Genomic DNA, 20,973 nt, shown 5'->3' with positions numbered 1-20,973 from the left:
GATGTACGACGTGATCGCGATCGGCTGCGGGCCGTTCAACCTCGGACTCGCCGCACTGGCCGACGGTGTGGACGACGTACGGCTGGCGGTGTTCGACAGCCGGCCCGAGTTCACCTGGCACCGCGGGCTGATGTTCGAGGACGCGATGCTGCAGGTGTCGTTCCTGGCGGACCTCGTGTCGTTGGTGGAGCCGGCGCACCACCTGTCGTTCCTGTCGTACCTGCGCGACAACGACAGGCTGTACCAGTTCTACGTACGGGAGAAGTTCCACCCGACGCGGCGCGAGTACGAGGCGTACCTGCGCTGGTGTGCGGCGCAGCTGGACTCGCTGCACTTCGGGCACCACGTGCGCTCGGCTGCCTGGAACGGGCAGGCATTCGAGGTGACCGTAGAGCGCGGTGATGCTTTGGAGCACTACGAGGCGCGGCACCTCGTGGTTGGTGTCGGTACGGAACCCTTCGTACCTGCTGCGCTCGCTGGGCTGCCTGCCGAACGGTTCGCGCATTCGGGGGACTACCTGTTCCGTCGGGACGACCTGCTGCGTACCGGGCACGTGACCGTGGTCGGCTCGGGGCAGTCAGGGGCCGAGTGCTTCTTGGACCTGCTCCGCTCTCGCGGTCCGGCCGTGTCATGGCTGACACGCACAGCGGCGTTCACTCCCTTGGACTACTCGAAGCTCGTGCTGGAGATGACGACTCCGTCGTACGTCGACTACTTCCATGCATTGGACGAGAGTGTCCGTGACCAGCTGGTGAAAGACCAGTGGCGCCACTACAAGGGAATCTCGTCGGAGACTCTGGAGGACATCCACGACGTCCTCTACGCACGGGACCTGAGCACCGCGCCTGCTGAGCTCCAGGTCGGCGTCGGTGTCGTGTCCGCGGTCGCCCGTGCGGATGGTCTCGAGCTGACAATGCTCCACGCCGACAGCGGCAAGACGTTCCAGCACACCACCGGTGCAGTAGTAGCCGCGACCGGCTATCGCAACCGTGCCTTGCCGTTCATGGAGTCTCTGCAGTCGCAGATCCCCCACGACGCCAGCGGTCGCTGGGTCATCAACCGCAACCACAGTGTTCAGGGAGCTCTTGAGGGGCGGATCTTTGTCGCTAACGCCGACCTGCACAGTCACGGTGTCGCAGCGCCGGACCTCGGTATCGGGGCGGTGCGTAATGCGACGATCTTGAACACCGTGGCCGGTCGAGAAGTGTTCCGGCTTCCCAAGTCCACCGCGTACACGACGTTTGCGATCCCCGGATGACGGTCTGGACGCAGTGCTCGTCTGAGCTGCTGGCGAAGCTCATCTCCCAGTTCTGCACGGAGGGGTTGCTGGAACCGGTAGACAACCGCCTGGACCTCGGGCCGGTCTCGTACGCGTTCGACGCGACCCGCGGCGCCTTCGGGAGTTGGCGGGTCGATCCGGCCTCCATCCGCCGTACGACGGCTGGCATCCTCGGCAACGACGAGAGCGAGCCCGCCACCGACCCGGTGCAGTTCTTTGTCGACGCGGCCGACGTACTGGGGGTCGACGGGTCCACGGTGGCCGGGTACGTCGCAGAACTCACCAGCACGCTCGCGGCCGACGTACGGATGGCTTCTACTGCAGTGCCCGCGACTGAGCTGCTCTCGTTGCACCACAGCCGGTTGGAAGGACACCTCACCGGACACCCGCTCCTTGTCGCCAACAAAGGGCGCCTGGGCTTCTCCGCCTCGGACAGCGAGCGCTACGCCCCGGAGGCCCGCACGCCGCTGCACCTGGTCTGGCTGGCCGTACGACGTGGTCTCGCGGAGTTCCGCGGTACGCCCGACCTCTCGGAGCACGGCGTCCTGGCCCGTGAGCTCGACCCGCCGGTGATCGAGGCATTCCGCGCCCGGCTGGACGACCCCGACGCGTACGTCTGGCTGCCGTGCCACCCGTGGCAGCTCGACCACGTCATCCGCACCCAGTGGGCCCGCGAGCTGGCAACCGGCGAGATCGTCGTACTGGGGGAGAGCCCCGACGAGTACCTCCCGACCCAGTCGATCCGCACGATGGTCAACATCTCCAACCCGTCGCGCTACCAGGTCAAGCTCCCCCTGAAAATCCTCAACACCTCCGTCTACCGAGGCATCCCGCCGCACTGCTCCCTCTCCGCCCCAATGATCACCCAATGGCTACGCGGCCTCTGGTCCCGAGACGAGGCCCTGTCAGGCACCGAACTCCTAGGCGAGGTCGCCTCGGTCACCGTTCCGCATCCAGAGCTCTCCACCCACACCACCATCCCCTACCAGTGGACCGAAACCCTCGGCTGCATCTGGCGCGACCCCCTCGACCCGCGACTCCACGACGGCGAGTCCGCGTGGCCACTGGCCGCAGTACTCCATCCAGGGTTCACCGAGGCCGCGATCGCCCGCAGCAACACCGACCCCGAAACCTGGCTCGCCACCCTCCTCGCCACCATCCTCCGACCTCTGCTCCACCTACTCCACCACTACGGCATCACCGTCAACCCCCACGGCGAAAACCTAGCCATCATCTGCACCCCCACAGGCCTCCCCACCCGCCTCGTCATCAAGGACCTGGTAGACGACATAAATATTTCTACTGACGAGGTACACGCGCGCGGAAATGTGCCGGACTCTCATTTCAGGGTCCTCCCAAGAAAGCCCTGGAAAGTTCTCCGCCAGTACATCGTCGACGCGCTCCTGCTAGGCGTTCTGAACCCACTCGCTGCTCAGGAACACATCCCCGAAGCAACCTTCTGGTCCTTGATCCGAGCCGAAATAGACCGCTACGCAGCTGCCAATACGGAGCACGCCGCGCGCCTGGCCGCCACAGCTTTCCTCGGCGACTCCTTCGCTCGCTACCCACTGAACGGCTATCGCCTGACCCTCGGTTACAGCGATCTCGACACCCGCCCCGCCATCCCATCCACTGGCGCCATCCCGAACCCGCTCTACAAGGTGTAGCTGATTCGCCGAGAAGTTGGCTATTAAGACAGTCGTCGAACTCTTGACACGCCTCGGCGCGGATCCGGTAGAACGCATCATGCATTCTGCTCGGTTCCGGCCACTCAGGGTGGCGGAGTTGACACTCACGGCGATATTCGCTTCACTCTGCAAGGACGGCGATTCGAAGTTCGCCTGGATGGAGTGCACGGGGTGACGCTTGTCGAGCGCGCTGCGGCGGGACCTTCGCCTGCAGTTCATGGTTCGCCGGATGTAAACCTGAGCGACGCGGTACCGGTCACCCCGCCGCTGGTGTCCGACCTGGGACTCAGGCTGCTGAGGTGGACCCTGACGAAGAGCCGGTGTCGGCTTGCACGCCACTGGGACGACACCACCAGGCATCCGAGGACGCCACGGCGCCCTGGTGATCCGCTGTCGGTGGGGCAGTGCGGGGTCAGTTCGGCATGGCTGATGCCCAGGCTCCGTCGATCCTTGCGGTCACAGGCTCATTACTGCTTTGGTGATATCTGGTTCGGTGCGAACAAAGATGTCGCAGAGTTCCATTGCTGGGTGGAAATAGGCGATGAGGCGTCCCCGCGACGTTTGGTGATTGATCTGACTTTCGATCAATTCGACCAGTTCAGCCGATTTGAGACGCTTCGGGGCCGTTCCGTTCTCTGTGAGTACTACGGCGACCTCACAAATCGGTCGATCGAGTACAAGGCGAACAGCCGAAGAAGCCTTGAGGAGTTGCCTGGCGACTCGGTCTGGGACAGATACGAAGCGCTCGACCAGGCTACGAGCCCGGTCTGGCGCAAGGCATTTCGCAGCCTCCATCAGGCGATGGCAGTCCGGTCCCGATCGGTGACCACGGAGCAGACGTCGTCCGGCGCGGCCGGTTCTGAATCCGCCGGATCCACCGTCGCCTGAGCGCGGCACTCGTTGGTGACGTCGGGGGGAGCTGACATCACCAACCCTCATACAGGAGACAGCTCGCTTGTCCACTATTGCCTCGCGACCCGAAACGCTTCTGCGCGCCGGTCGCGGCCCGGTCAGTCCAGCGCGCCGCCCCTCGCTTGACGACTGCCGAACGAACAACCCTGAGTTCGCCGACCTGGTCGCCGATGTTGCCCGCGAGCACACAGTGCCTGGCCGGGCGCTGAGCGTCCGTACCCTCTTGCATCTACCGCGACTGGCTCGATCAGACGGAACGGTGTCCCGGCGGAATATCGAGACCGAGTTGAACCGTCACGCCCTTCGGCTTCGAGCGGATCAGAACAGTATCGGCGAGCTGACGCCGCAGAATCGGTTCGACCTGTCCGATCTTCGCTTTGTTCGGCTCACGAACAGCGTCGCGGACCCGATCTTCAGCCGCCTCCATTACCTGCAGAGCGCTCGCGCCGGGTCAGTAAATTTTGCACTGGTCGAGCCCTTGAGCCGTCTCCCAGTGACGTTGTGCAGTGTGTCGCCGTTGGAGTGGATGCGGGTCGGGCGGCAACTGCAGTCGCAGTTCAGTGTGCCACTCGGTTCGGCGTGGGACGTGTCTCGCGTGTACTCGTTCGACGTGGCTCCTGCCAACGCGATCTCGTACCTATTGGGCAAGGTCCGGTCGGCGATTCGGCAGGAGTTGCCGAGCCTGCAGGTGCTGACCACAGCGGTCGATCCGAATCTCGGCTTCACCGGGGCCAGCTACCGTTCTGCCAACTGGAAGCAGTGGATGTCGATCACAGCCAGGCCATACCTGTACGTCGATGGCTTTTACGCGAGCCCCCGCCAGCTCCGGAACCGCTTCGGCGGCGCCAACCTCGTCCAGCTCCGGGCCGACAACCGCGCCCACCGATTCGAACAGAGCCGGTCCCGTCTGCTCGACTCAGTGATCTTCTGCAGCCGGGTGCGTGGCGAAACCGAACAGGTTGCGGCGGACGAGTACCGTCTCCTCCGGCGCTGAGCGGTCAGCGGGCGAGAGACGATCTGGCGAGTAACTCGTCAACGCGTTGGCGGTCGGGCATAGGGTTGGCGAGGGGAAAATCGCTCGCCGCGCAGGACATGGCGGCTGCGGCCCAGACGGCCACGTCGTCGGTGAACCGTCGGTCGTTGTCGATCAGGCCTGCCGCGAGTGCTGCGCAGAAGGCGTCGCGAGCAGCGGAGGCTTCCTTGTAGATCGACGGGATGCTCGGGACGCTGAAGGGCTCGTTGAGCACTTTCGAATAGACGGTGCAGCCACCGTTCACCAAGAGACAGAGGGTATCCAGGCCGAAGACGAGGAGGCTGCGAGCAATCGGATCGGGGTCGAACGGGCCCGGGGCCGACGGCGCGAAAGAGCCGAGTTCCCACGCGTGAGCGATCAGATAGTCGATCCGGGCAAAGACGTCCCAGGAGATCCTCTCGTCGGGGTAGGGCTGACCTGGCGTAACGACGACCAGTGGTCGGCGGTCCGGCACGCGGTGGACAACCTCGAGCGTGTGCTGCATGACCTCGCGCGGCACCTCGAAGGTCAGAAGCAATACGTCAGCCGCCGTCAGTTTGTCGTACCGCTCGTCGATGTCCCTGGCCTCGATGCTGACCGCGTTCTGATTGCGCCAGTTGATGGCGATGCTGTCGCCCATCTCTCGCTCGAGGACGCCGGTGAAGGGGGTCTGGGAACGCCGGACGCGCTTGACCAGCGAGGTGTCGACGCCCTTGTTCTCAAGGTATTGCATGATCACTTCGCCGAAGTCGTCATCGGCGACCGCGGCGACCAGGGACGTCTTGAGTCCGAGACGGGCCGCCGCCACCGCTTGAGTCAGCCCCTTGCCGCCGGGCGAGAGCTCGAACCCGTACGCCTCGGTCGACGTCTCAGGCGCCGGCATCGCCTTGATCCGAAACCTCGCGTCCATGACGGCGCCACCGACGACAATGACGCGCCCGGATGGCGAGGTTTCGGGTGCCGGTGTCCTGCGCTGCGTGACCTCGGTCGACGTACCAGCTTCTGGGTCATCGGCGCGGATGAGTTGGCCGGCCAGCTCCTGCAGGACCTCGAGCTCGATGGAACCGCGAAGTGCTCGGTCGCCAGGAGGGACGGATCGCGGATATCCGAGCGCGTCATGCAGCGCGTGCCAATTGGCGAGAAGAGTCTCGCGACGCCCGCCGAGCGCGGACTTGTACAACGACTGCTGGAGTCGATCGCCGAAAGCTTCTGAGAGAGCCTCGGCGTGCAGCCCGAGAGCCAGGATCACATCTGCCACGAGTCGCTGGGAACCGTGAAGCCGCTCGCGGACACAGTCAGCGACCAGTACGATCACGGCCTCGGCGGGGACTGCGTCAGCAGGGCCCCCGAAATGACGACCGGCGACCAGCTCTCGCAACGGAGCAGCCAGGCCGGTTCGGTCCGAGCGGAGGCGATCGGCCGTCAGGCCGGCACGGGTACGGAGTTTCTCGAGAACGTTGGCGAGCAACAGGATGTCGGTCGACTGCTCGTCGCCAGTAGTGGTCATCGGACCGTGCCATCTCCTTCACCGGGGCGCCGTGGCCTGGGTGGCCACGGCGCTGCTTCGTTGGTTCGTCAGCGCTGTTGAGTTGTCTTCGACTGCTTTTCCGCCGGGCCTGCATGGAGATCGTTGGGGCCGGCCGTGGTGGGGGCGGAGGTTGTCGGTGCGACGGGGCTTGGGGCGACGGTGCTGTCGACCATGACGACGATGCTGTAGACGCCGAAGCAGACAGCCGTCATTGCCAGTGCGCCGAGGAAGATGAGGACCTTCCTCCAGTTCTTGGCGATCGCGAAGGAGAAGGCGAAGATCAGCAGCAGTGCGAGTGCTTGGTTGCCGTCCATGGTGTCCCCTCGATTCTTGATCTCGCGCGTTCGACGCTTCCGGGGGTTTCGGGTTTGTCGAATCCGCTGGAGATGCTGGTGGCATCTGATCTCATGGTCAGGCCGTGCAATTGAGATCGACAGGGGCGAGTTTTGCCACCAGCATCGGAGGCTTTGGCACGTGCAGACGACCCTTGATCAGCGGCGGTTGCCAATCGGCGGAACGGCATCTGCCAATTGGCAGGGTCAGTCGTCGTCCGGGAAGAGCTCGCGGTATTTCTTGTCGACCGTTTCGCGGAGTGGGTGAGCAGGCGCCCGGTGATAGGTTTCCGCGAAACAGGCCATCGCGGCCGCCGCCCAGTGGATGTCCTGGTTGGTGAGCTCGGCGTGGTCTGCCAGGCGCGCGGCCAGCGCGGCACAGAAGGCGTCGCGGGTGATCGAGGACTCTCTCAGGTCCGAGGGTGGGACCTCGATCGATTGTTGTGGCTTGCCTTGCCGGTAGACGGTGCCGCCTCGGTCGACCAACAGGCAGAGTGAGGGCAGGCCGAGGCTCAAGAGCTCGCCGCTGAGCAGGTGCGGGTCGTACATCGAGTTCTCGGAAAAGGCGAACCCTTCGAGCTCCCACAGATGCGCGACGAGGTAGTCGATATGTCTCAGTGCCGAGCTGAGGAGATGACCGTCGGCGTACGGCTGCCCTGGGGTCACGATCACGAGCGGTCGCGTCGAACTGGAGTTGACGAGGCTCAGCGTATGTCGAAGGACAGAGAGCGGCATCTCGAACGTGAGGAGCAGTACGTCGCATGACTTGATGGCGCTGGCGCGCTGATCGATGACCGAACTGTCAAGCTCGACACCGTCACGCCAGACGACGGCCGAGCTGTTGCCCGCGGGCAGCTCGAGGATCCCGGTCGCCGGCGTTTGGAGTCTTACCTGCTCGGAAGGGTTCGGGATGGTCCTCAGCAGTGAGGTGTCGACACCCTCGCGCACAAGGTGCGCCTTGATCTCCTCTCCGGCGTCGTCGGCGGCGACGGCCGCGATCAGTGAGACGTCGAGATTCAGGTGTGCTGCTGCGACTGCTTGGCTGAATCCCTTGCCACCGGGTGAACGGATGTAATTCATCGCCATCGTCGAGGTAGCCACGTCGGGTATCGATCTGATCCGCCACAGGTGGTCCATCGCAACGCCGCCGACGACCACGACCCTTCCGGCCGTGGCCGAACGAGCTGCTCGTCCTGCCGGTGCCGGTGGCGGCTCGTCAGGTTCGATCAGCTCGACGACCGGGGCAGGGTCCTCCAGCAGCTTGGCGAGGCGCTCGAAGACCTCGCTCTCTATCCGGTCGCGGAGAGTGTGCTCGCCCGGTGGATCTGACGTTGAGGTGGCGTCGTGGGCGTGATGAAGTGCTTCCCAATACTTGATGAGCGTTTCGCGGCGCTGGCCAAGACCTCCCTGCTGCAGTGTGTGGAGGGCGCGTCGGGAGATCTCGTGCTGCCGGTAGAGACCCAGGTAGATACCGAGATTGAGGACCGCGTCGGCGATGATGCGGTCGGTGACGGACTCGAGCTGCGGGACGTGTTCGATCACTACCTCGACGGCTGCCTCGGCTGGTTTGTTGCCGCTGCGGACTGCTTGGTTCTGAACGACTGGGAGACGGAGCAGAGGCGGGGCGGCGCGCGCCGACTGGAGGTGTTTGGAAGTCAGCCCGTCGAATCGCCGGAGGGACTCGAACACGGACACCAGGATGGACGGCTCGGCCGGTCCTGGGCCATCAGTCTCGGACATGCGCGCGCCCCCCAGCACAGCGAGGTCAACATGCCCATTATGCGGTTAACCGCGCTAGTCCGGCGGGTATGCCAGCGCGTCGGGCTCGAAGCATGCACTTGATTCAGTTGAGGGAGGCAACCCATCGGGTGGCTTGTTCGGGTTCGGTTAGGCGGCGTTCGCAGGCGGCTCCGGCGGTGAGGAGGATGAGGCCGGCAGGCGGTCAGGGTGATCCAGCGGGAGATAAGAGGGCGACCAGGAGACCGGGACCCCAGCGAGATCTCGCTGGGCTGGTTGCGCAAGGCAAGGATTCCGAGGGAGAGCAGCATCGGCGCCGGGGACCCGCGGTGGGCGGGGGCGTATGAACCAGCAGCTCCTCTCGTAGCCGGGGTGTACGGCGCGGCACGTCGTGGCGCAGGCGGTGGAAGGTGGGGTTGGGGTTGTGGGTAAGTCTGTGGACAACTGGCTGAGGATGCAGTCGGTACCGAGATGATGTGGGTGATGGGTTCGTGTACTCGGAGTTCTGACGTAGGCTGGCGCGGTCTGTTGGTCGTTTTGGCCGGCTGGGCGTACACGGGGAGCTTCACGATGGGTACTGGGCATGTTGAGCTTGCTAGGGTTCAGCAGGAGCGGTGGGACTCGGCGTATGCGCGTCGGTCTCGGTTGCATGGGGCGGAGCCGTCGGCGCTCGCTCGGTGGGCGGCGGGGGTGTTCGGTGCCGGGGGCATCGATGATGTGCTGGAGCTGGGGGCGGGGCACGGGCGGGATGCGCTTTTCCTGGCTCGGCAGGGGTTCAGCGTGCATGCGACCGACTTCAGTGAGACGGCGCTCGACCAGTTGCGGCTCGAGGCGCAGCGGGAGGGGCTCGACGACCGGGTGACGGCGGCGTTGCACGACGTACGGGATCCGCTGCCACCCGCTGATGCGACGGTGAACGCGGTGTTCGCGAATCTGTTGCTGAACATGGCGTTCTCGCCGTCCGAGCTGCGTTCGCTCGTCGCGGAGGTGCATCGCGTGCTCTGCCCTGGTGGGCTTTTCGTGTACGCCGTGTGGTCGACCGACGACCCGTGTTCGCGGCACTGGCAGCAGCTCGAGGACGGACTGTCGGTACGCGACGGGCTGGTCGGCCGGTTCTTCGACGAGGAGCTGGTGCGCGAGCTCGCCGAGAACTGGAACCTCGACGAGCTCACCTCGTACCACGAGGGACAGCGCGTGATGTGGCGCGTGGCGCTGTCCAAATAGCTAGTTCGCCTGGCTGACGCTCGACATGTTGTAGTCGGGGATCAGCAGCGGCGGCGTCGCGGTGCGGGAGAAGTAGTCGCCCCACTCCCGCGAGAACGACGGCACCGTCGCGCCGGCGGCGGTGAAGCGGGCCAGTAGGTCGACCGGGCTTTCGTTGAAGCGGAAGTTGTTGACCGCGCCCGTGACCTCGCCGTTCTCGACCAGGTAGACGCCGTCGCGGGTCAGCCCGGTGAGCAGCAAGGTCTGCGGCTCGACCACCCGGATGTACCACAGACAGGTCACCAGCAGCCCGTTGTCGAGCCCGGCGACCAGGTCGTCGGTCGAGCCGGTGGCGCCGTCGACGGAGAGTACGTAGTTGTCGATGCCCGGCGTTGCCGTCGGTACGTCGATGAGGTCCGCCGTGTACCGGCTGGTCATCAGGTGCTCGAGCTTCCCGCCGCGGATCCAGTCCGTCGCCGCGAGCGTGAGGCCGTTGTCGAACACGCTCGCCGACCCGCCGGACGAACGGGCCACCGCGAACGCGAACGACTCGAGCCCCGCGAGCGCCGGATCCGAGTGCAGGTTCACCGGCTGCGACGACAGGGTGTCACCGATCCGCGTCCCGCCGCCCGGCTTCGAGAACACCGTCTGGCCCTCGAACGCGTCCCGGCCGTCGAGCTGCCAGTACACGTACGTCATCAGGTCCGCGACCGCGGCCGGCGGCAGGATCGTGGCGTGCCTGCCTGCGTCCACCGACACAGTCCGCCCGGCCCAGCCGAGGCGGCGGGTCAGCTCGGTGTCCAGCGCGAGCGCGTCGACGTCGGTGAAGTCCCGCGTCGCCGTACCGACCCAGGCCGAGGCGGCGCCGATCTTCCCGGTCGAGGACACGTACCCACGGGGGAGTGCCTGCCGCAACCGCAGCCCGGTCGAGGACCCCACGTACAGCGTCACGACCTCGTGGTCGGCGAACCCGTACAGCCGGCGCTGTTCGGCCGCGGCCCGACGAAGCGACTCCCCGAGCGACGGCGCGAACTTCTCGTAGACCGAGACCGACGTCTCCTCCGGCTCGAGCTCCCAGTCCGCGGACACCGAGCCGTCCACGAGCGGTCGCGCATCCTCGGCCGGACCCGCGGCGCGGGCCGTCGCGATCGCGGCGGAGACGATCTCCCGGAGCGAGTCCTCGGTGACGGACGAGCGGCCGATGACGCCGGCCGCCGTACCTTCGCCCGAGCCGACCGTGGCGATCACGGTCACGCTCGATCCGCGCATCGCGCCGTTCGTGGTCAGGGTGTTGTTCGCCCAGCGCAGGTTCGTACTCGAGGTCTCGGCGACGAGTACGACACAACCGTCGGCGCCCTCGGCCGCCGCCAGGGCCAGGCCCCGCTCGACGGTGTCCTGCGGGGTGAGCTGTACGGCGGTCACCGGCCGGCCTCCTGGGTGGTGTTGAGAATGCGGACTCCGCGGAACAGCGCCGACGGGCACCCGTGGCTGACCGCACCGGACTGCGCGGGCTCGGCCTTGCCGCAGTTCAGCGCGCCGCCGAGGACGTACGTCTGCGGGCCGCCGACCGCCTCCATCGAACCCCAGAAGTCGGTCGTGGTGGCCTGGTACGCGACGTCGCGCAGTTGGCCGTCGAGCTTGCCGTTGGTGATCTTGTAGAACCGCTGACCGGTGAACTGGAAGTTGTACCGCTGCATGTCGATCGACCATGACTTGTCGCCGACGATGTAGATCCCGTTCTCGACCCGGCTGATCAGTTCCTCGGTGGACGGGCCGTCCGCGGCGGGCTGCAGCGACACGTTCGCCATCCGCTGGATCGGGATGTGCCCGGAGGAGTCGGCGTACGCGCAACCGTTCGAGCGCGGCGTACCGAGGACGTCCTCGTTCTTCTTCGCCATCCGGCGGTCCACCTGGTACCCGACCAGGATGCCGTCCTTGACCAGGTCCCACTGCTGGCCGGCGACGCCCTCGTCGTCGTACCCGACCGTGGACAGGCCGTTCTCCGCGGTCCGGTCGCCGGTGACGTGCATGACCGGCGAGCCGTACTTCAGCGTGCCGAGCTGGTCGAGGGTGGCGAAGCTGGTGCCCGCGTAGTTCGCCTCGTAGCCGAGGGCGCGGTCGAGCTCGGTGGCGTGGCCGATCGACTCGTGGATCGTCAGCCACAGGTTGGACGGGTCGATGACCACGTCGTACGTACCGGCCTCGACGCTCGGTGCGGCCAGTTTCTCGGCCAGCCAGCCGGGGATCTGCGCGAGCTCGTCGTCCCAGTTCCAGCCGGTGCCGGTCATGTACTCCCAGCCGCGGCCCGCGGGCGGGGCGGTCGACGACATCGAGTCGAACCGGTCCTCGGCGACGCCGTGCGCGGTGATGGACGGGCCGATCCGGACGCGCTGCTGGGTGTACGACGTACCGGCCGAGTTCGCGTAGAACTTGCACTCGTGGACGGTGGCCACGTGGACGCTGACGTGCGCGACCCCGTCGGCCTTGACGAGGCGGTCGCTGTACTCGGTGAGCAGTGCGACCTTCTCCGCCCGCGGGACGCTGAACGGGTCGATCTCGTACGACGAGATCCAGCTGACGTCGTCGTACACCGGCTCGTCGGCGAGCTCGATCGTCTCCGCGTTGATCGGGCGGGACACCTGCGCCATGTTCACCGCCTGCTCGGCGAGCCCGACCGCCTCGTCGACGGTCAGTGCGACGCCGGCCGCGAACCCCCAGGTGCCGTCGTGGATGACGCGGACGGCGAGGCCCAGGTCCTCGTCGTCCTTCGCGCTCTCCAGGACGCTGTCGCGCAGGGAGATGGACTCGGACCGGATCCGTTCCAGCCGGAACTCGGCGAACGTGGCCCCCAGGTCACGGGCACGCTGCAGGGCGGCCGCGGCCAGCTCGTGGCGGGGCAGGACGAGAAACGCTGCATCGATATCGGGCACGAATCCGACCTTATCCAACGATCAGATCCCCGCGGACAGCTCGAACCCGTCGAACAACCGCCCGCCGTGGGCCGCGAGGATCCGGTCCACAACTGCGACCAGGCGATCATCAGTTGAGCGCACACCGTCCAGCAGGGCGGGAGCGTAATCGGTGCCACAAGCAACGTCGTACGCGAGCACTTCCCGCAGTAGCCCCTTCCCGGTGCCGGACCAGCGCCCAGATCCCGTCAGCAACAGCCGCGCGGCCTCCTGCCACAACACCGACGCAACAGCCAGCCGTACGTCACCAGCCGCACCAGCCAGATCCTCCACCAGGTCAGTGACCGTGTAGCGCAACAGCTTCAGCTCATCCGCCGACAACGGCTCAGGCCCCGCAGCCACTTCGGCCAAGAACTCCTGCTGCAGCCGTGCTCCCGAACCGTCGGCATCCACCAGTACGACAGACTCGCCGACGAGCCGCATCATCGTCGGCTGGCGCCGGGCCTGGTCCTTGTCGGCGAAGTACCGCAGCGACTTCTCGTTGTGTACGAACAGTTCGACCGGCCACCTGCCGTACTTCAAGGACCGGCGCCACGACGGCCCGTCGTGCAGGACGGTGATGTCCAGATCGGACGTCGGACTCGCGTCGCCCCGCACCACACTGCCGCCGAGCCACGCGGCCCGCGCGTCCGGATACAACTCCAGCACCAACTTCCGAGCGACGTCCATCAGGACAGTTTCAGCCACCGCAACAGTTCGCGGTACGCATTTACCGGCGGGATGTGTCCGCCCACGTAGAACCGTCGCTCGGCGCCGGGAATCTCCGCCGCCAGGTAGTCGGCGTACTTGCCGGCCCGCAAGTCCGCCGACCCGTGCCACAGCGTGACCGGAACGCGGATGTCACTGAGGGAGAACCCCCAAGGTTTGGCGAACGCGATCAGGTCGTCCTCCCAGCCGTCATGGCTGGTGACGAACGTCGCACTGAGGCGGGCCATCGCGGCTGCGTCCTCGCGGGCAGGTGGGCCGGGCTCAGCACCTGGGTCCGGCGGGAACTCCGGACCGCCCGCTTCGACGGCGGTCATGATCGAGCGGGCGGCTTCTTCCATGCCGGGGCGCAGGTCGCCGTGCAGCGCCTTCCAGGAGGTGCGATTGCGACGTGGATCCGCGGCCTCTTCCTCCTCTGTCGGCTCCGGGCCGTCGATCACCGGCGGTGAGATGCTCGCGCTGACCGCACACCGCGTCACCCGGTCCGGCAGCAACGCCGCGCAGGCGAGCGCATGCGGTCCGCCGCCCGACCCGCCCGTCACCGCGAACCGCTCCCACCCGAGCGCGTCCGCCAGCGCCACGGTGTCCGGTACGACGGACGCCACCGTACGACCTGGCTGCCGCGTCGATCCGCCGTACCCGGGCCGGTCAGGCACCGCCACGCACAGCCCGGAATCGCGCATCACCGCGACCGCGTCCGGCCGTTTCCACCGGGTGCTCGGCGAACCGCCGAAGGAGATCGCGGGCACGCCGCCTTCCGTGCCGTACATGTTGTACAGCAGAATCCGCTCACCCACCCGCACGAAGCTGTCCTCCACGCAGCGGAGCGTAACCAACCAGCAAGAGCTATCCGAATGTGGAGTTATCGACCCGAGATTCTCGGGATTCGAGATGGAGTACGGGTGGTGGAAGGATGCGGCCTAGGTTTTGTCGGCTCTATGAATCACAAAAGAATTCAACCAGTCGGGAGTGCTTGTGAGTACCTCGGTGGCCGGGGCCGTATCGCCCACCCGGCAAGCGATGCGCCGGGTCCGGCGTGACCGCAGTGCGCGCGTCGGGTTCTTCCTGGTCGTCGTGCTGATCGTGGTCGCCGCGGCCGCGCCGTTGCTGGTGCGGCTGGCCGGACAGGACGCGACGACGTACCACATCGACCTGCTCGATCCGGCCCGCGGGAACGCGCCGCGTGGTACGGCCGGCGGGATGAGCGGCGACCACTGGTTCGGGGTCGAGCCGCTGACCGGCCGGGACCTGTTCTCGATCGTGGTGCTCGGGCTGCGGACGTCGCTGGTAATCGCGATCTCCGTCACCGTCGTGACCAGCGTGATCGGTACGCTGCTCGGCATCAGCGCCGCGTACTTCGGCGGCTGGTACGACGCGGTCGTGTCCCGGCTGCTGGACTTCCTGTTCGGCTTCCCGCAGCTCGTCTTCATGATTGCCCTGGGCATCATTGTTCCGGCGAAGGTGCCGCGGCCGCTGCTGCTGATCGGCGTGCTGAGCGTGTTCGGCTGGGCCGGTCTGGCCCGGCTGATCCGCAACCAGGCCCGTTCGCTGGTCACCCGTGAGTTCGTCGAGGCGGCCCGCAGCGTCGGCTCGTCCGGCTGGATGGTGATCACCCGCGAGCTGCTGCCGAACCTGCTCGGCCCGGTCCTGGTGATCGCCACGCTGGCGATCCCGGGGTACGTCGGTGCCGAGGCGGCGCTGTCGTTCCTCGGCGTCGGCGTACCACCACCGACACCGAGTCTGGGCCGGTCGATCTCGGACTCGATCGCCTGGGTGTACACCGGCGCGGACCCGTGGTTCCTGCTGTTCCCGGGCGCGATGCTGTTCATCGCGGTGCTCGGGTTCACGTTGCTCGGCGACGGCGTCCGGGACGCGTTCGACGTACGGCTGCGGAGGACGAACTGATGCCCGATCTCGTCTGGTTCGTCGCTCGCCGGCTGTTCGGCACGCTGCTCGTGATGCTCGCGCTCAGCCTGGCCGTCTACCTGGTGTTCTACGCGATCCCGGCCGACCCGGCGCACCTCGCGTGCGGCAAGCCGTGTACGCCGGACCGGTTGGAGCAGGCGCGTCACTTCATGCAGCTCGACCAGAGCACGCTGCAGCAGTACCTGAGCTTCCTGAAGGGAATCTTCGCCGGTCGCACGTTCGGTGACGGTACGGCGGCGGTGCACTGCAACGCTCCGTGTTTCGGGTACTCGTTCCCACTGGCCCGCCCGATCACCACGCTCATCCTGGACCGGCTGCCGATCACCGCCTCGATCGCGCTCGGTGCCGCCGTACTGTGGCTGCTCCTCGGCGTCTCGCTCGGCGTGGTCGCCGCGCTGAACCGGGGCCGCATCCTGGACCGGCTGTCCGTCGGCGTCGCGCTGGTCGGGGTGTCGACGCCGTCGTTCCTGCTCGGGCTGCTGGCGATCCTGGTGTTCGGGTTCTGGCTGAACATGGTTCCGGTCAACGGGTACGTACCACTCACCGAGAGCCCGGTCGACTGGGCGTGGCACCTGGTCACGCCGTGGATCGTGCTCGCCGTCCTGCAAGCCGCTGCGTACATCCGGCTGACCCGGTCGCAGATGCTCGAGGAGCTGAACCTCGACTACATCACCACCGCCCGGGCGAAGGGCGCGAGCGAGGCGCGGGTGGTGATCACGCACGGTCTGCGCGGCGTACTCGTACCGGTGATCACGCTGTTCGGCCTCGACCTCGGCGGCCTGCTGGGCGGCGCGATCCTGACCGAGAAGGTCTTCAGCATGCAGGGCCTCGGCGACCTGCTGATCAGCGCGGTCGGCCAGCTGGACGTGGCCGTGGTGGTCGGCGTGACCCTGTTCTCGGCGTTCCTGATCATCCTGGCGAACCTGGTGGTGGACATAGTGCACGGTGTGCTCGACCCGAGGGTGAGCCATGGCTGAACCAGTGCTCGAAGTGCACGACCTGCACGTCACGTTCGCGACCGAGAACGGCCCGGTGCCGGCGGTCGACGGGATCGACTTCGCGGTCGCGCCCGGGCAGACGCTCGCGATCGTCGGTGAGTCCGGGTCCGGGAAGAGTGTCAGCTCGTCCGCGGTGATGGGCCTGCTGCCGTCGAACGCCGCCGTCACCGGCGAGGTGCTGCTGGACGGCCGTGAGCTGAACGGCCTGCCGAACGACGAGCTGCGCAAGATCCGCGGCAACGACATCGCGATGGTCTTCCAGGACGCGCTGTCGGCCCTGAACCCGTACTACAGCGTCGGCTGGCAGGTCGCCGAGGCGTACCGCCTGCACCACGACGTCTCCCGCAAGGTCGCGCGGGTCCGAGCGGTCGAGATGCTCGACAAGGTCGGCATCCCGGACGCGGCCCGGCGCGCCGACAGCTACCCGCACGAGTTCTCCGGGGGAATGCGGCAGCGGGTCGTGATTGCTATGGCTCTGGTGAACGACCCCAGAGTGCTGATCGCGGACGAGCCGACGACCGCACTCGACGTGACCGTGCAAGCACAGATCATGCGTCTGCTCGCCGACGTCCAGGAGGAGTTCGGTACGGCGCTGGTGCTGATCTCGCACGACCTGGGCGTCGTCGCCGAAGTCGCCGACGACGTCCTGGTGATGTACGCCGGACGCGCCGCCGAGCGTGGCACCGTCCGGGACATCTTCTTCCGGGCTGCCCACCCGTACACGCTCGGCCTGCTCGGCGCGATGCCGCGGGTCGACGTACCGCCGAAGCCGCGGCTCACCACGATTCCGGGCAGCCCGCCGACGCCCGGATCGATCACCACCGGGTGCCCGTTCCAGCCGCGGTGCGCGTACACGCATCTGGTGGGGGAGCGCTGCATCACCGAGCGCCCCGAGCTCACGCCGCGTCCGGGACAGGGCGATCACGAGGCCGCGTGCCATCTCGGGCGTCGTCCGGAGGTGATCCAGTGAGCGATCTACTGAATTTGAAGGACGTGAAGAAGTACTTCGGTCTGCGCGGCGTCCCCTGGCAGAAGGCGCAGGCCGTACGGGCGGTCGACGGCGTGAATCTCGTTGTCCGCAAGGGCGAAACCCTCGGCCTGGTCGGCGAATCCGGGTCCGGCAAGTCCACGCTGGCCCGGGTCGCGACCCGGCTGCTCGACCCGACACAGGGCCGGGTGGAGATCGGCGGCAAGGACGTCACCAAGGTCAAGGGCCGCCGGCTGCGCCCGATCCGCCGGCAGATCCAGATGGTCTTCCAGGACCCGCAGGCCTCGCTGAACCCGCGGCAGTCGGTCGGCACGATCCTCAGTACGCCGTTCCGCGCGCAGGGGATCCGGCCGACCCGCGCTCAGTTGGTCGAGCTGCTCGAGCAGGTCGGACTGTCCGAGCAGCACCTGGTCCGGTATCCGCACGAGTTCTCCGGCGGTCAACGGCAGCGGATCGGGATCGCCCGGGCGCTGTCGGTGAAGCCCGATCTACTCGTGTGCGACGAGCCGGTGTCCGCGCTGGACGTCTCGGTGCAGGCGCAGGTGCTGAACCTGTTGGCCGATCTGCGCGACGAGCTCGGCCTGTCGTACGTGCTGGTCGCGCACGACCTCGCGGTCGTACGGCAGGTCGCGGACCGGATCGCGGTCATGTACCTCGGCACGATCGTCGAGGAAGGACCGGCGGCGCAGGTGTACGAGTCGCCCGCACACCCGTACACCAAGGCGTTGCTGTCCGCCGTACCCGTGCCTGAGCCAGGCGTGGTGCGCGAGCGGATCGTGCTCACCGGCGACGTGCCGACGCCCATCGACCCGCCGTCCGGATGCCCCTTCCGGACCCGCTGTTACAAGGCCGAGGACGTCTGCGCGACCGTACGACCGGTACTCGAACCCGTGCAGGGTTCCGCCGAACACCGGGCCGCCTGCTACTTCCCTGAGCCCCCCACCTCTGAGAGGAACCAATTCAGTGCTTGATTCGAAGGGCATATCCCGCGCAGTGGCGATGGCCGCTGTGCTGGCGCTGGCGGCCGCGGCCTGCAACGCCAACAACAAGTCCACCCCGAGCGGCGGCAGTACGGCGGCCGCGGAGCAGGGCGGCACGCTGCACATCCTCAGCACCAGCAAGGAGATCAGCTACGACCCGGCCAAGAGCCAGAACCTCGGGATCAGCGGCATCCACCTGGTACTGCGCGGTCTGACGTCGTGGAAGACCGACCCGAACAAGGCCACCGAGCTGGTACCGGACCTGGCCACCGACACCGGTCAGGTGAGCGACAACGGCAAGACCTGGACCTACAAGCTGAAGCCCGGCCTGAAGTACTCCGACGGTTCGCCGATCGTTGCCGCTGACATCAAGTATGGGGTGGAGCGGTCGTTCGCGCCGGAGCTGTCCGGTGGGCTTGGGTACCACAAGTCGTTGCTGGTCGGTGGTGACAAGTACACCGGTCCGTACAAGGGCGGTGAGCTGGCGTCGATCGAGACGCCGGACGACACTACCATCATCTTCAAGCTGAACAAGCCGTACGGCGACTGGCCGTGGATCGTCAGCATGCCGGCGTTCGCGCCCGTTCCGAAGAAGGCGGACACCGACCCGGCGCACTACGGCGAGAAGCCGGTGGCCAGCGGGCCGTACCAGGTGCAGTCGTACACCCCGGGCTCGAAGCTCGTCCTGGTCCGCAACCCGAACTGGGACAAGTCGACCGACCCGGCGCGCACGGGCCTGCCCGACTCGATCGTCACCGACATGGGCCTGCAGCCCGACGTCGTCAACCAGCGCCTGATCGCCGACTCCGGCGACGACAAGTTCGCCGCCACCACCGGCGTCTCGGTACCGGCCGCACTGATCCCGACGGTGACCGGCAACCCGGCGGTCAAGGCCCGCGTGGCGACGTCGCCGTCCGGCGCGCTGGAGTACCTGGCGATGAACACCAAGCGCCCGGCGCTGGCCAACCCCGCGGTCCGCAAGGCGATCGAGTACGCCGTGGACAAGCAGGCCGTCCAGGTCGCCGAAGGCGGTCCGGAGTTCGGCGGTGAGATCGCGAGCACCCTGATCACGCCGGGCATCGACGGCTACAACAAGTACGACCTGTACCAGGCCCCGCCGGCAGGTGACCCGGAGAAGGCGAAGCAGATGCTCGCCGCGGCCGGCGTCAGCAACCTGAACCTGGTGCTGGCTGCCGACAACACCACGGGTCTCGGTGTGGCCCAGGCGATCCAGCAGGGTTTGAAGCGGGCCGGGATCACTGTCACCATCAAGCCCCTGGACACCGAGCCGCTGACCGATCTGATCACCGGCAACAAGCCGGACTTCGACCTCACCGTGTCGAGCTGGCTGCCGGACTTCCCGTCCGCGATCGGCAACATCCAGCCACTGTTCGGTACTTCGGAGATCGGCAACGGCGGGTACAACATCTCCCGCTACTCCAACCCCGCGGTCGACAGCGCGATCGCGGCGGCCACGGCCGAGCCGGATCGCGGGAAGGCAGCCGGGCTGTGGGGAGCGGTGGACAAGCAGATCATGGCCGACGCACCTGTCGTTCCGCTGATCTACGCGCGGAACGCGTTCCTGCACGGGTCGAAGGTGCAGAACTTCTACCTGTCGTCGTACCCGCCGTACGCGAACACCCTGATCATCGGCCTCAGCAAGTAGCTCAGGTGCGTCCTTCGGACTCCTGAGCGTCGAAGAGGGTCGGCTGGGTCTCGGCATCGAGGCCCCAGTCGGCCCTCATCACTGTGTAGCCGGCCTTCTCGGCGGCGGCGATCACCTTGGCGTCGTCGTCGACGAGGACGGCGATCGGGCGTTGTTCGGCGAGCCGTTTGAGGCGGCCGAGCTTCATCAGCATGGACGGGCGGCGGTCGGTGTTGCCGCGCATGTAGACCTTGCCCTCGGGGAACCCGTTGTCCTTCAGCCACTTCTCGGTGTCGCGGCGAAGCCGCTCCGGGCGGCCGGTGAGGTACACGATCACGTGGTCCGCCGCGAGTGTGGTCGCGACCGCGAGCCCTTCCTCGAGGACCGCATCGTCCTTCGCGTGCTCGAAGAACGAGTCCCAGTCCTTCGGCTTCTGCTCGATGAACCGGATCCGCTTGCTCGTGTCGGACAGGGTCGCGTCGATGTCGAGTACGGCGTACGGCCGGGCGTCATCCATGCCGTACAGCTTCCCAGGTCGCGCGATCCACGGAGTACAGCACCTCGCCGAACTCGGTCCCCGGCAGCGGATCGTCGAACTGCACGTGGAACACCTTCTCGAACCGCAGCCCCGCCCGCCGCATCACCGCCCGCGACCGATGGTTGACCGCCATCGTGTCCGCCTCCACCCGCTCCATCCCGAGCTCGGTGAACGCCTGCGCGATCAGCGCCTTCGTCCCCTCGGTCGCATACCCGTTACCCCAAGCACTCTGCAACAACCGGTACCCAACCCCAACAGCCCGCGGATCCGCCGTCGGCTGCATCCCGAACCACCCGACAAACCCGCCGGCGTCCGAGGCCGCGAACGTCCCGAGCCCAGGGTGCTCCGCGTACACCTTCAAGATCCCTGGCAGTACGACGTCCTCGATCTCGGCCGGCGGGGTCGGCGCGCCGGTCAGGAACCGCATCACCTCCGGATCGGAGTCGAGTTCGACCAGCAACCCGGCGTCCGCCGGCGTGAACCGCCGCAGCCGCAGCCGCTCGGTCTCCAGGTAAACGTGCACGCGCCGCATC

General features: G+C 66.9%; 19 protein-coding genes. 10 read left to right on the top strand and 9 right to left on the bottom strand.

The features are described 5' to 3' along the window. The first annotated feature begins 1 nt into the window (after position 1). From ACFYRU_RS23820 to ACFYRU_RS23805, 4 genes are all read left to right on the top strand, one after another. Complete coding sequence (locus tag ACFYRU_RS23820; protein WP_387662444.1) at positions 2 to 1,258, top strand: lysine N(6)-hydroxylase/L-ornithine N(5)-oxygenase family protein; 1,257 nt, start codon at positions 2 to 4, stop codon at positions 1,256 to 1,258. Then, complete coding sequence (locus tag ACFYRU_RS23815; protein ID WP_387662443.1) at positions 1,255 to 2,946, top strand: IucA/IucC family protein; 1,692 nt, start codon at positions 1,255 to 1,257, stop codon at positions 2,944 to 2,946. The genes ACFYRU_RS23820 and ACFYRU_RS23815 overlap by 4 nt, the downstream gene beginning before the upstream one ends. A gap of 192 nt (positions 2,947 to 3,138) precedes the next feature. After that, a complete protein-coding gene (locus ACFYRU_RS23810; RefSeq protein WP_387662441.1) occupies positions 3,139 to 3,855 on the top strand; it encodes a hypothetical protein in 717 nt (238 codons plus the stop codon). A 67-nt stretch (positions 3,856 to 3,922) separates the two neighbouring features. Then, on the top strand, positions 3,923 to 4,873 hold the full coding sequence (locus ACFYRU_RS23805) for a hypothetical protein (protein ID WP_387662439.1): 951 nt from the start codon (positions 3,923 to 3,925) through the stop codon (positions 4,871 to 4,873). Between the two features lie 4 nt (positions 4,874 to 4,877). Here ACFYRU_RS23805 and ACFYRU_RS23800 read toward each other — a convergent pair whose 3' ends face one another. The 3 genes from ACFYRU_RS23800 to ACFYRU_RS23790 form a co-directional block, all read right to left on the bottom strand. After that, positions 4,878 to 6,398 carry a PfkB family carbohydrate kinase gene (locus tag ACFYRU_RS23800; protein ID WP_387662437.1) on the bottom strand — a complete coding sequence of 507 codons (1,521 nt, stop codon included), beginning with the start codon at positions 6,396 to 6,398 and terminating at the stop codon, positions 4,878 to 4,880. A gap of 68 nt (positions 6,399 to 6,466) precedes the next feature. Next, positions 6,467 to 6,733, bottom strand: coding sequence for a hypothetical protein (locus tag ACFYRU_RS23795; RefSeq protein WP_387662436.1), 267 nt, complete (start codon positions 6,731 to 6,733; stop codon positions 6,467 to 6,469). A 225-nt stretch (positions 6,734 to 6,958) separates the two neighbouring features. Further along, positions 6,959 to 8,293: a PfkB family carbohydrate kinase gene (locus ACFYRU_RS23790; RefSeq protein WP_387662434.1), complete on the bottom strand. Its 1,335-nt coding sequence runs from the start codon at positions 8,291 to 8,293 to the stop codon at positions 6,959 to 6,961. A 666-nt stretch (positions 8,294 to 8,959) separates the two neighbouring features. On the opposite strand from ACFYRU_RS23790, the gene ACFYRU_RS23785 reads away from it, so the two are divergent. Continuing rightward, the gene (locus tag ACFYRU_RS23785) at positions 8,960 to 9,712 is read left to right on the top strand and encodes a class I SAM-dependent methyltransferase (protein ID WP_387662433.1); all 753 of its coding nucleotides are present in this window, start codon (positions 8,960 to 8,962) and stop codon (positions 9,710 to 9,712) included. Here the strand turns inward: ACFYRU_RS23785 and ACFYRU_RS23780 are convergent, their stop codons facing one another. From ACFYRU_RS23780 to ACFYRU_RS23765, 4 genes are read right to left on the bottom strand one after another with little or no spacing between them, the layout of a single operon-like run. Beyond that, the gene (locus ACFYRU_RS23780) at positions 9,713 to 11,113 is read right to left on the bottom strand and encodes a metallopeptidase TldD-related protein (RefSeq protein ID WP_387662431.1); all 1,401 of its coding nucleotides are present in this window, start codon (positions 11,111 to 11,113) and stop codon (positions 9,713 to 9,715) included. Next, the gene (locus tag ACFYRU_RS23775) at positions 11,110 to 12,621 is read right to left on the bottom strand and encodes a TldD/PmbA family protein (RefSeq protein WP_387662429.1); all 1,512 of its coding nucleotides are present in this window, start codon (positions 12,619 to 12,621) and stop codon (positions 11,110 to 11,112) included. The genes ACFYRU_RS23780 and ACFYRU_RS23775 overlap by 4 nt, the downstream gene beginning before the upstream one ends. A gap of 21 nt (positions 12,622 to 12,642) precedes the next feature. Further along, positions 12,643 to 13,329, bottom strand: a complete 687-nt coding sequence (locus ACFYRU_RS23770; protein ID WP_387662427.1) for a nucleotidyltransferase domain-containing protein — start codon at positions 13,327 to 13,329, stop codon at positions 12,643 to 12,645. After that, positions 13,329 to 14,183 carry an alpha/beta fold hydrolase gene (locus ACFYRU_RS23765; RefSeq protein ID WP_387662425.1) on the bottom strand — a complete coding sequence of 285 codons (855 nt, stop codon included), beginning with the start codon at positions 14,181 to 14,183 and terminating at the stop codon, positions 13,329 to 13,331. Before ACFYRU_RS23765 ends, ACFYRU_RS23770 begins: the two co-directional genes overlap by 1 nt. 157 nt (positions 14,184 to 14,340) lie before the next feature. Between ACFYRU_RS23765 and ACFYRU_RS23760 the strand changes: the two genes are divergently transcribed. Genes ACFYRU_RS23760 through ACFYRU_RS23740 form a run of 5 tightly spaced genes read left to right on the top strand, consistent with a single transcriptional unit; the run spans position 14,341 to position 19,923 of the window. After that, positions 14,341 to 15,270 (top strand): ABC transporter permease, encoded by a 930-nt coding sequence (locus ACFYRU_RS23760; RefSeq protein WP_387662423.1) that lies wholly within the window; start codon positions 14,341 to 14,343, stop codon positions 15,268 to 15,270. Next, entirely contained in the window at positions 15,270 to 16,268 is a 999-nt protein-coding gene (locus ACFYRU_RS23755) for an ABC transporter permease (protein WP_387662421.1), read from the top strand. Before ACFYRU_RS23760 ends, ACFYRU_RS23755 begins: the two co-directional genes overlap by 1 nt. Next, the gene (locus tag ACFYRU_RS23750; protein WP_387662420.1) at positions 16,261 to 17,259 is read left to right on the top strand and encodes an ABC transporter ATP-binding protein; all 999 of its coding nucleotides are present in this window, start codon (positions 16,261 to 16,263) and stop codon (positions 17,257 to 17,259) included. Before ACFYRU_RS23755 ends, ACFYRU_RS23750 begins: the two co-directional genes overlap by 8 nt. Further along, complete coding sequence (locus tag ACFYRU_RS23745; protein WP_387662418.1) at positions 17,256 to 18,248, top strand: ABC transporter ATP-binding protein; 993 nt, start codon at positions 17,256 to 17,258, stop codon at positions 18,246 to 18,248. The genes ACFYRU_RS23750 and ACFYRU_RS23745 overlap by 4 nt, the downstream gene beginning before the upstream one ends. Before the next feature lie 28 nt (positions 18,249 to 18,276). Next, positions 18,277 to 19,923 (top strand): ABC transporter substrate-binding protein, encoded by a 1,647-nt coding sequence (locus tag ACFYRU_RS23740; protein WP_387662416.1) that lies wholly within the window; start codon positions 18,277 to 18,279, stop codon positions 19,921 to 19,923. Position 19,924: 1 nt separating this feature from the next. On the opposite strand, the gene ACFYRU_RS23735 is transcribed toward ACFYRU_RS23740, so the two are convergent. Together ACFYRU_RS23735 and ACFYRU_RS23730 are read right to left on the bottom strand one after the other, a co-directional pair. Beyond that, positions 19,925 to 20,419: an HAD family acid phosphatase gene (locus ACFYRU_RS23735; protein WP_387662414.1), complete on the bottom strand. Its 495-nt coding sequence runs from the start codon at positions 20,417 to 20,419 to the stop codon at positions 19,925 to 19,927. Then, positions 20,412 to 20,972: a GNAT family N-acetyltransferase gene (locus ACFYRU_RS23730; protein ID WP_387662412.1), complete on the bottom strand. Its 561-nt coding sequence runs from the start codon at positions 20,970 to 20,972 to the stop codon at positions 20,412 to 20,414. The genes ACFYRU_RS23735 and ACFYRU_RS23730 overlap by 8 nt, the downstream gene beginning before the upstream one ends. Position 20,973: the final 1 nt, after the last annotated feature.

Origin of the sequence: Kribbella sp. NPDC004536 (assembly GCF_042873835.1) — a bacterium.
Classification (GTDB): domain Bacteria; phylum Actinomycetota; class Actinomycetes; order Propionibacteriales; family Kribbellaceae; genus Kribbella.
Note: the sequence above shows the minus strand (reverse complement) of the source record. Positions and strands in the feature narration are given on the sequence as shown.

What these genes read in the sequence shown, in the direction of transcription:
- ACFYRU_RS23755 (WP_387662421.1), top strand. Translation starts at nt 15,270, where the DNA reads ATGCCCGATCTCGTCTGGTTCGTCGCTCGCCGGCTGTTCGGCACGCTG.
- ACFYRU_RS23740 (WP_387662416.1), top strand. Translation starts at nt 18,277, where the DNA reads ATGGCCGCTGTGCTGGCGCTGGCGGCCGCGGCCTGCAACGCCAACAAC.
- ACFYRU_RS23815 (WP_387662443.1), top strand. Translation starts at nt 1,255, where the DNA reads ATGACGGTCTGGACGCAGTGCTCGTCTGAGCTGCTGGCGAAGCTCATC.
- ACFYRU_RS23770 (WP_387662427.1), bottom strand. Translation starts at nt 13,329, where the DNA reads ATGGACGTCGCTCGGAAGTTGGTGCTGGAGTTGTATCCGGACGCGCGG.
- ACFYRU_RS23820 (WP_387662444.1), top strand. Translation starts at nt 2, where the DNA reads ATGTACGACGTGATCGCGATCGGCTGCGGGCCGTTCAACCTCGGACTC.
- ACFYRU_RS23800 (WP_387662437.1), bottom strand. Translation starts at nt 6,398, where the DNA reads ATGACCACTACTGGCGACGAGCAGTCGACCGACATCCTGTTGCTCGCC.
- ACFYRU_RS23795 (WP_387662436.1), bottom strand. Translation starts at nt 6,733, where the DNA reads ATGGACGGCAACCAAGCACTCGCACTGCTGCTGATCTTCGCCTTCTCC.
- ACFYRU_RS23750 (WP_387662420.1), top strand. Translation starts at nt 16,261, where the DNA reads ATGGCTGAACCAGTGCTCGAAGTGCACGACCTGCACGTCACGTTCGCG.
- ACFYRU_RS23730 (WP_387662412.1), bottom strand. Translation starts at nt 20,972, where the DNA reads ATGCGGCGCGTGCACGTTTACCTGGAGACCGAGCGGCTGCGGCTGCGG.
- ACFYRU_RS23735 (WP_387662414.1), bottom strand. Translation starts at nt 20,419, where the DNA reads ATGGATGACGCCCGGCCGTACGCCGTACTCGACATCGACGCGACCCTG.
- ACFYRU_RS23785 (WP_387662433.1), top strand. Translation starts at nt 8,960, where the DNA reads ATGATGTGGGTGATGGGTTCGTGTACTCGGAGTTCTGACGTAGGCTGG.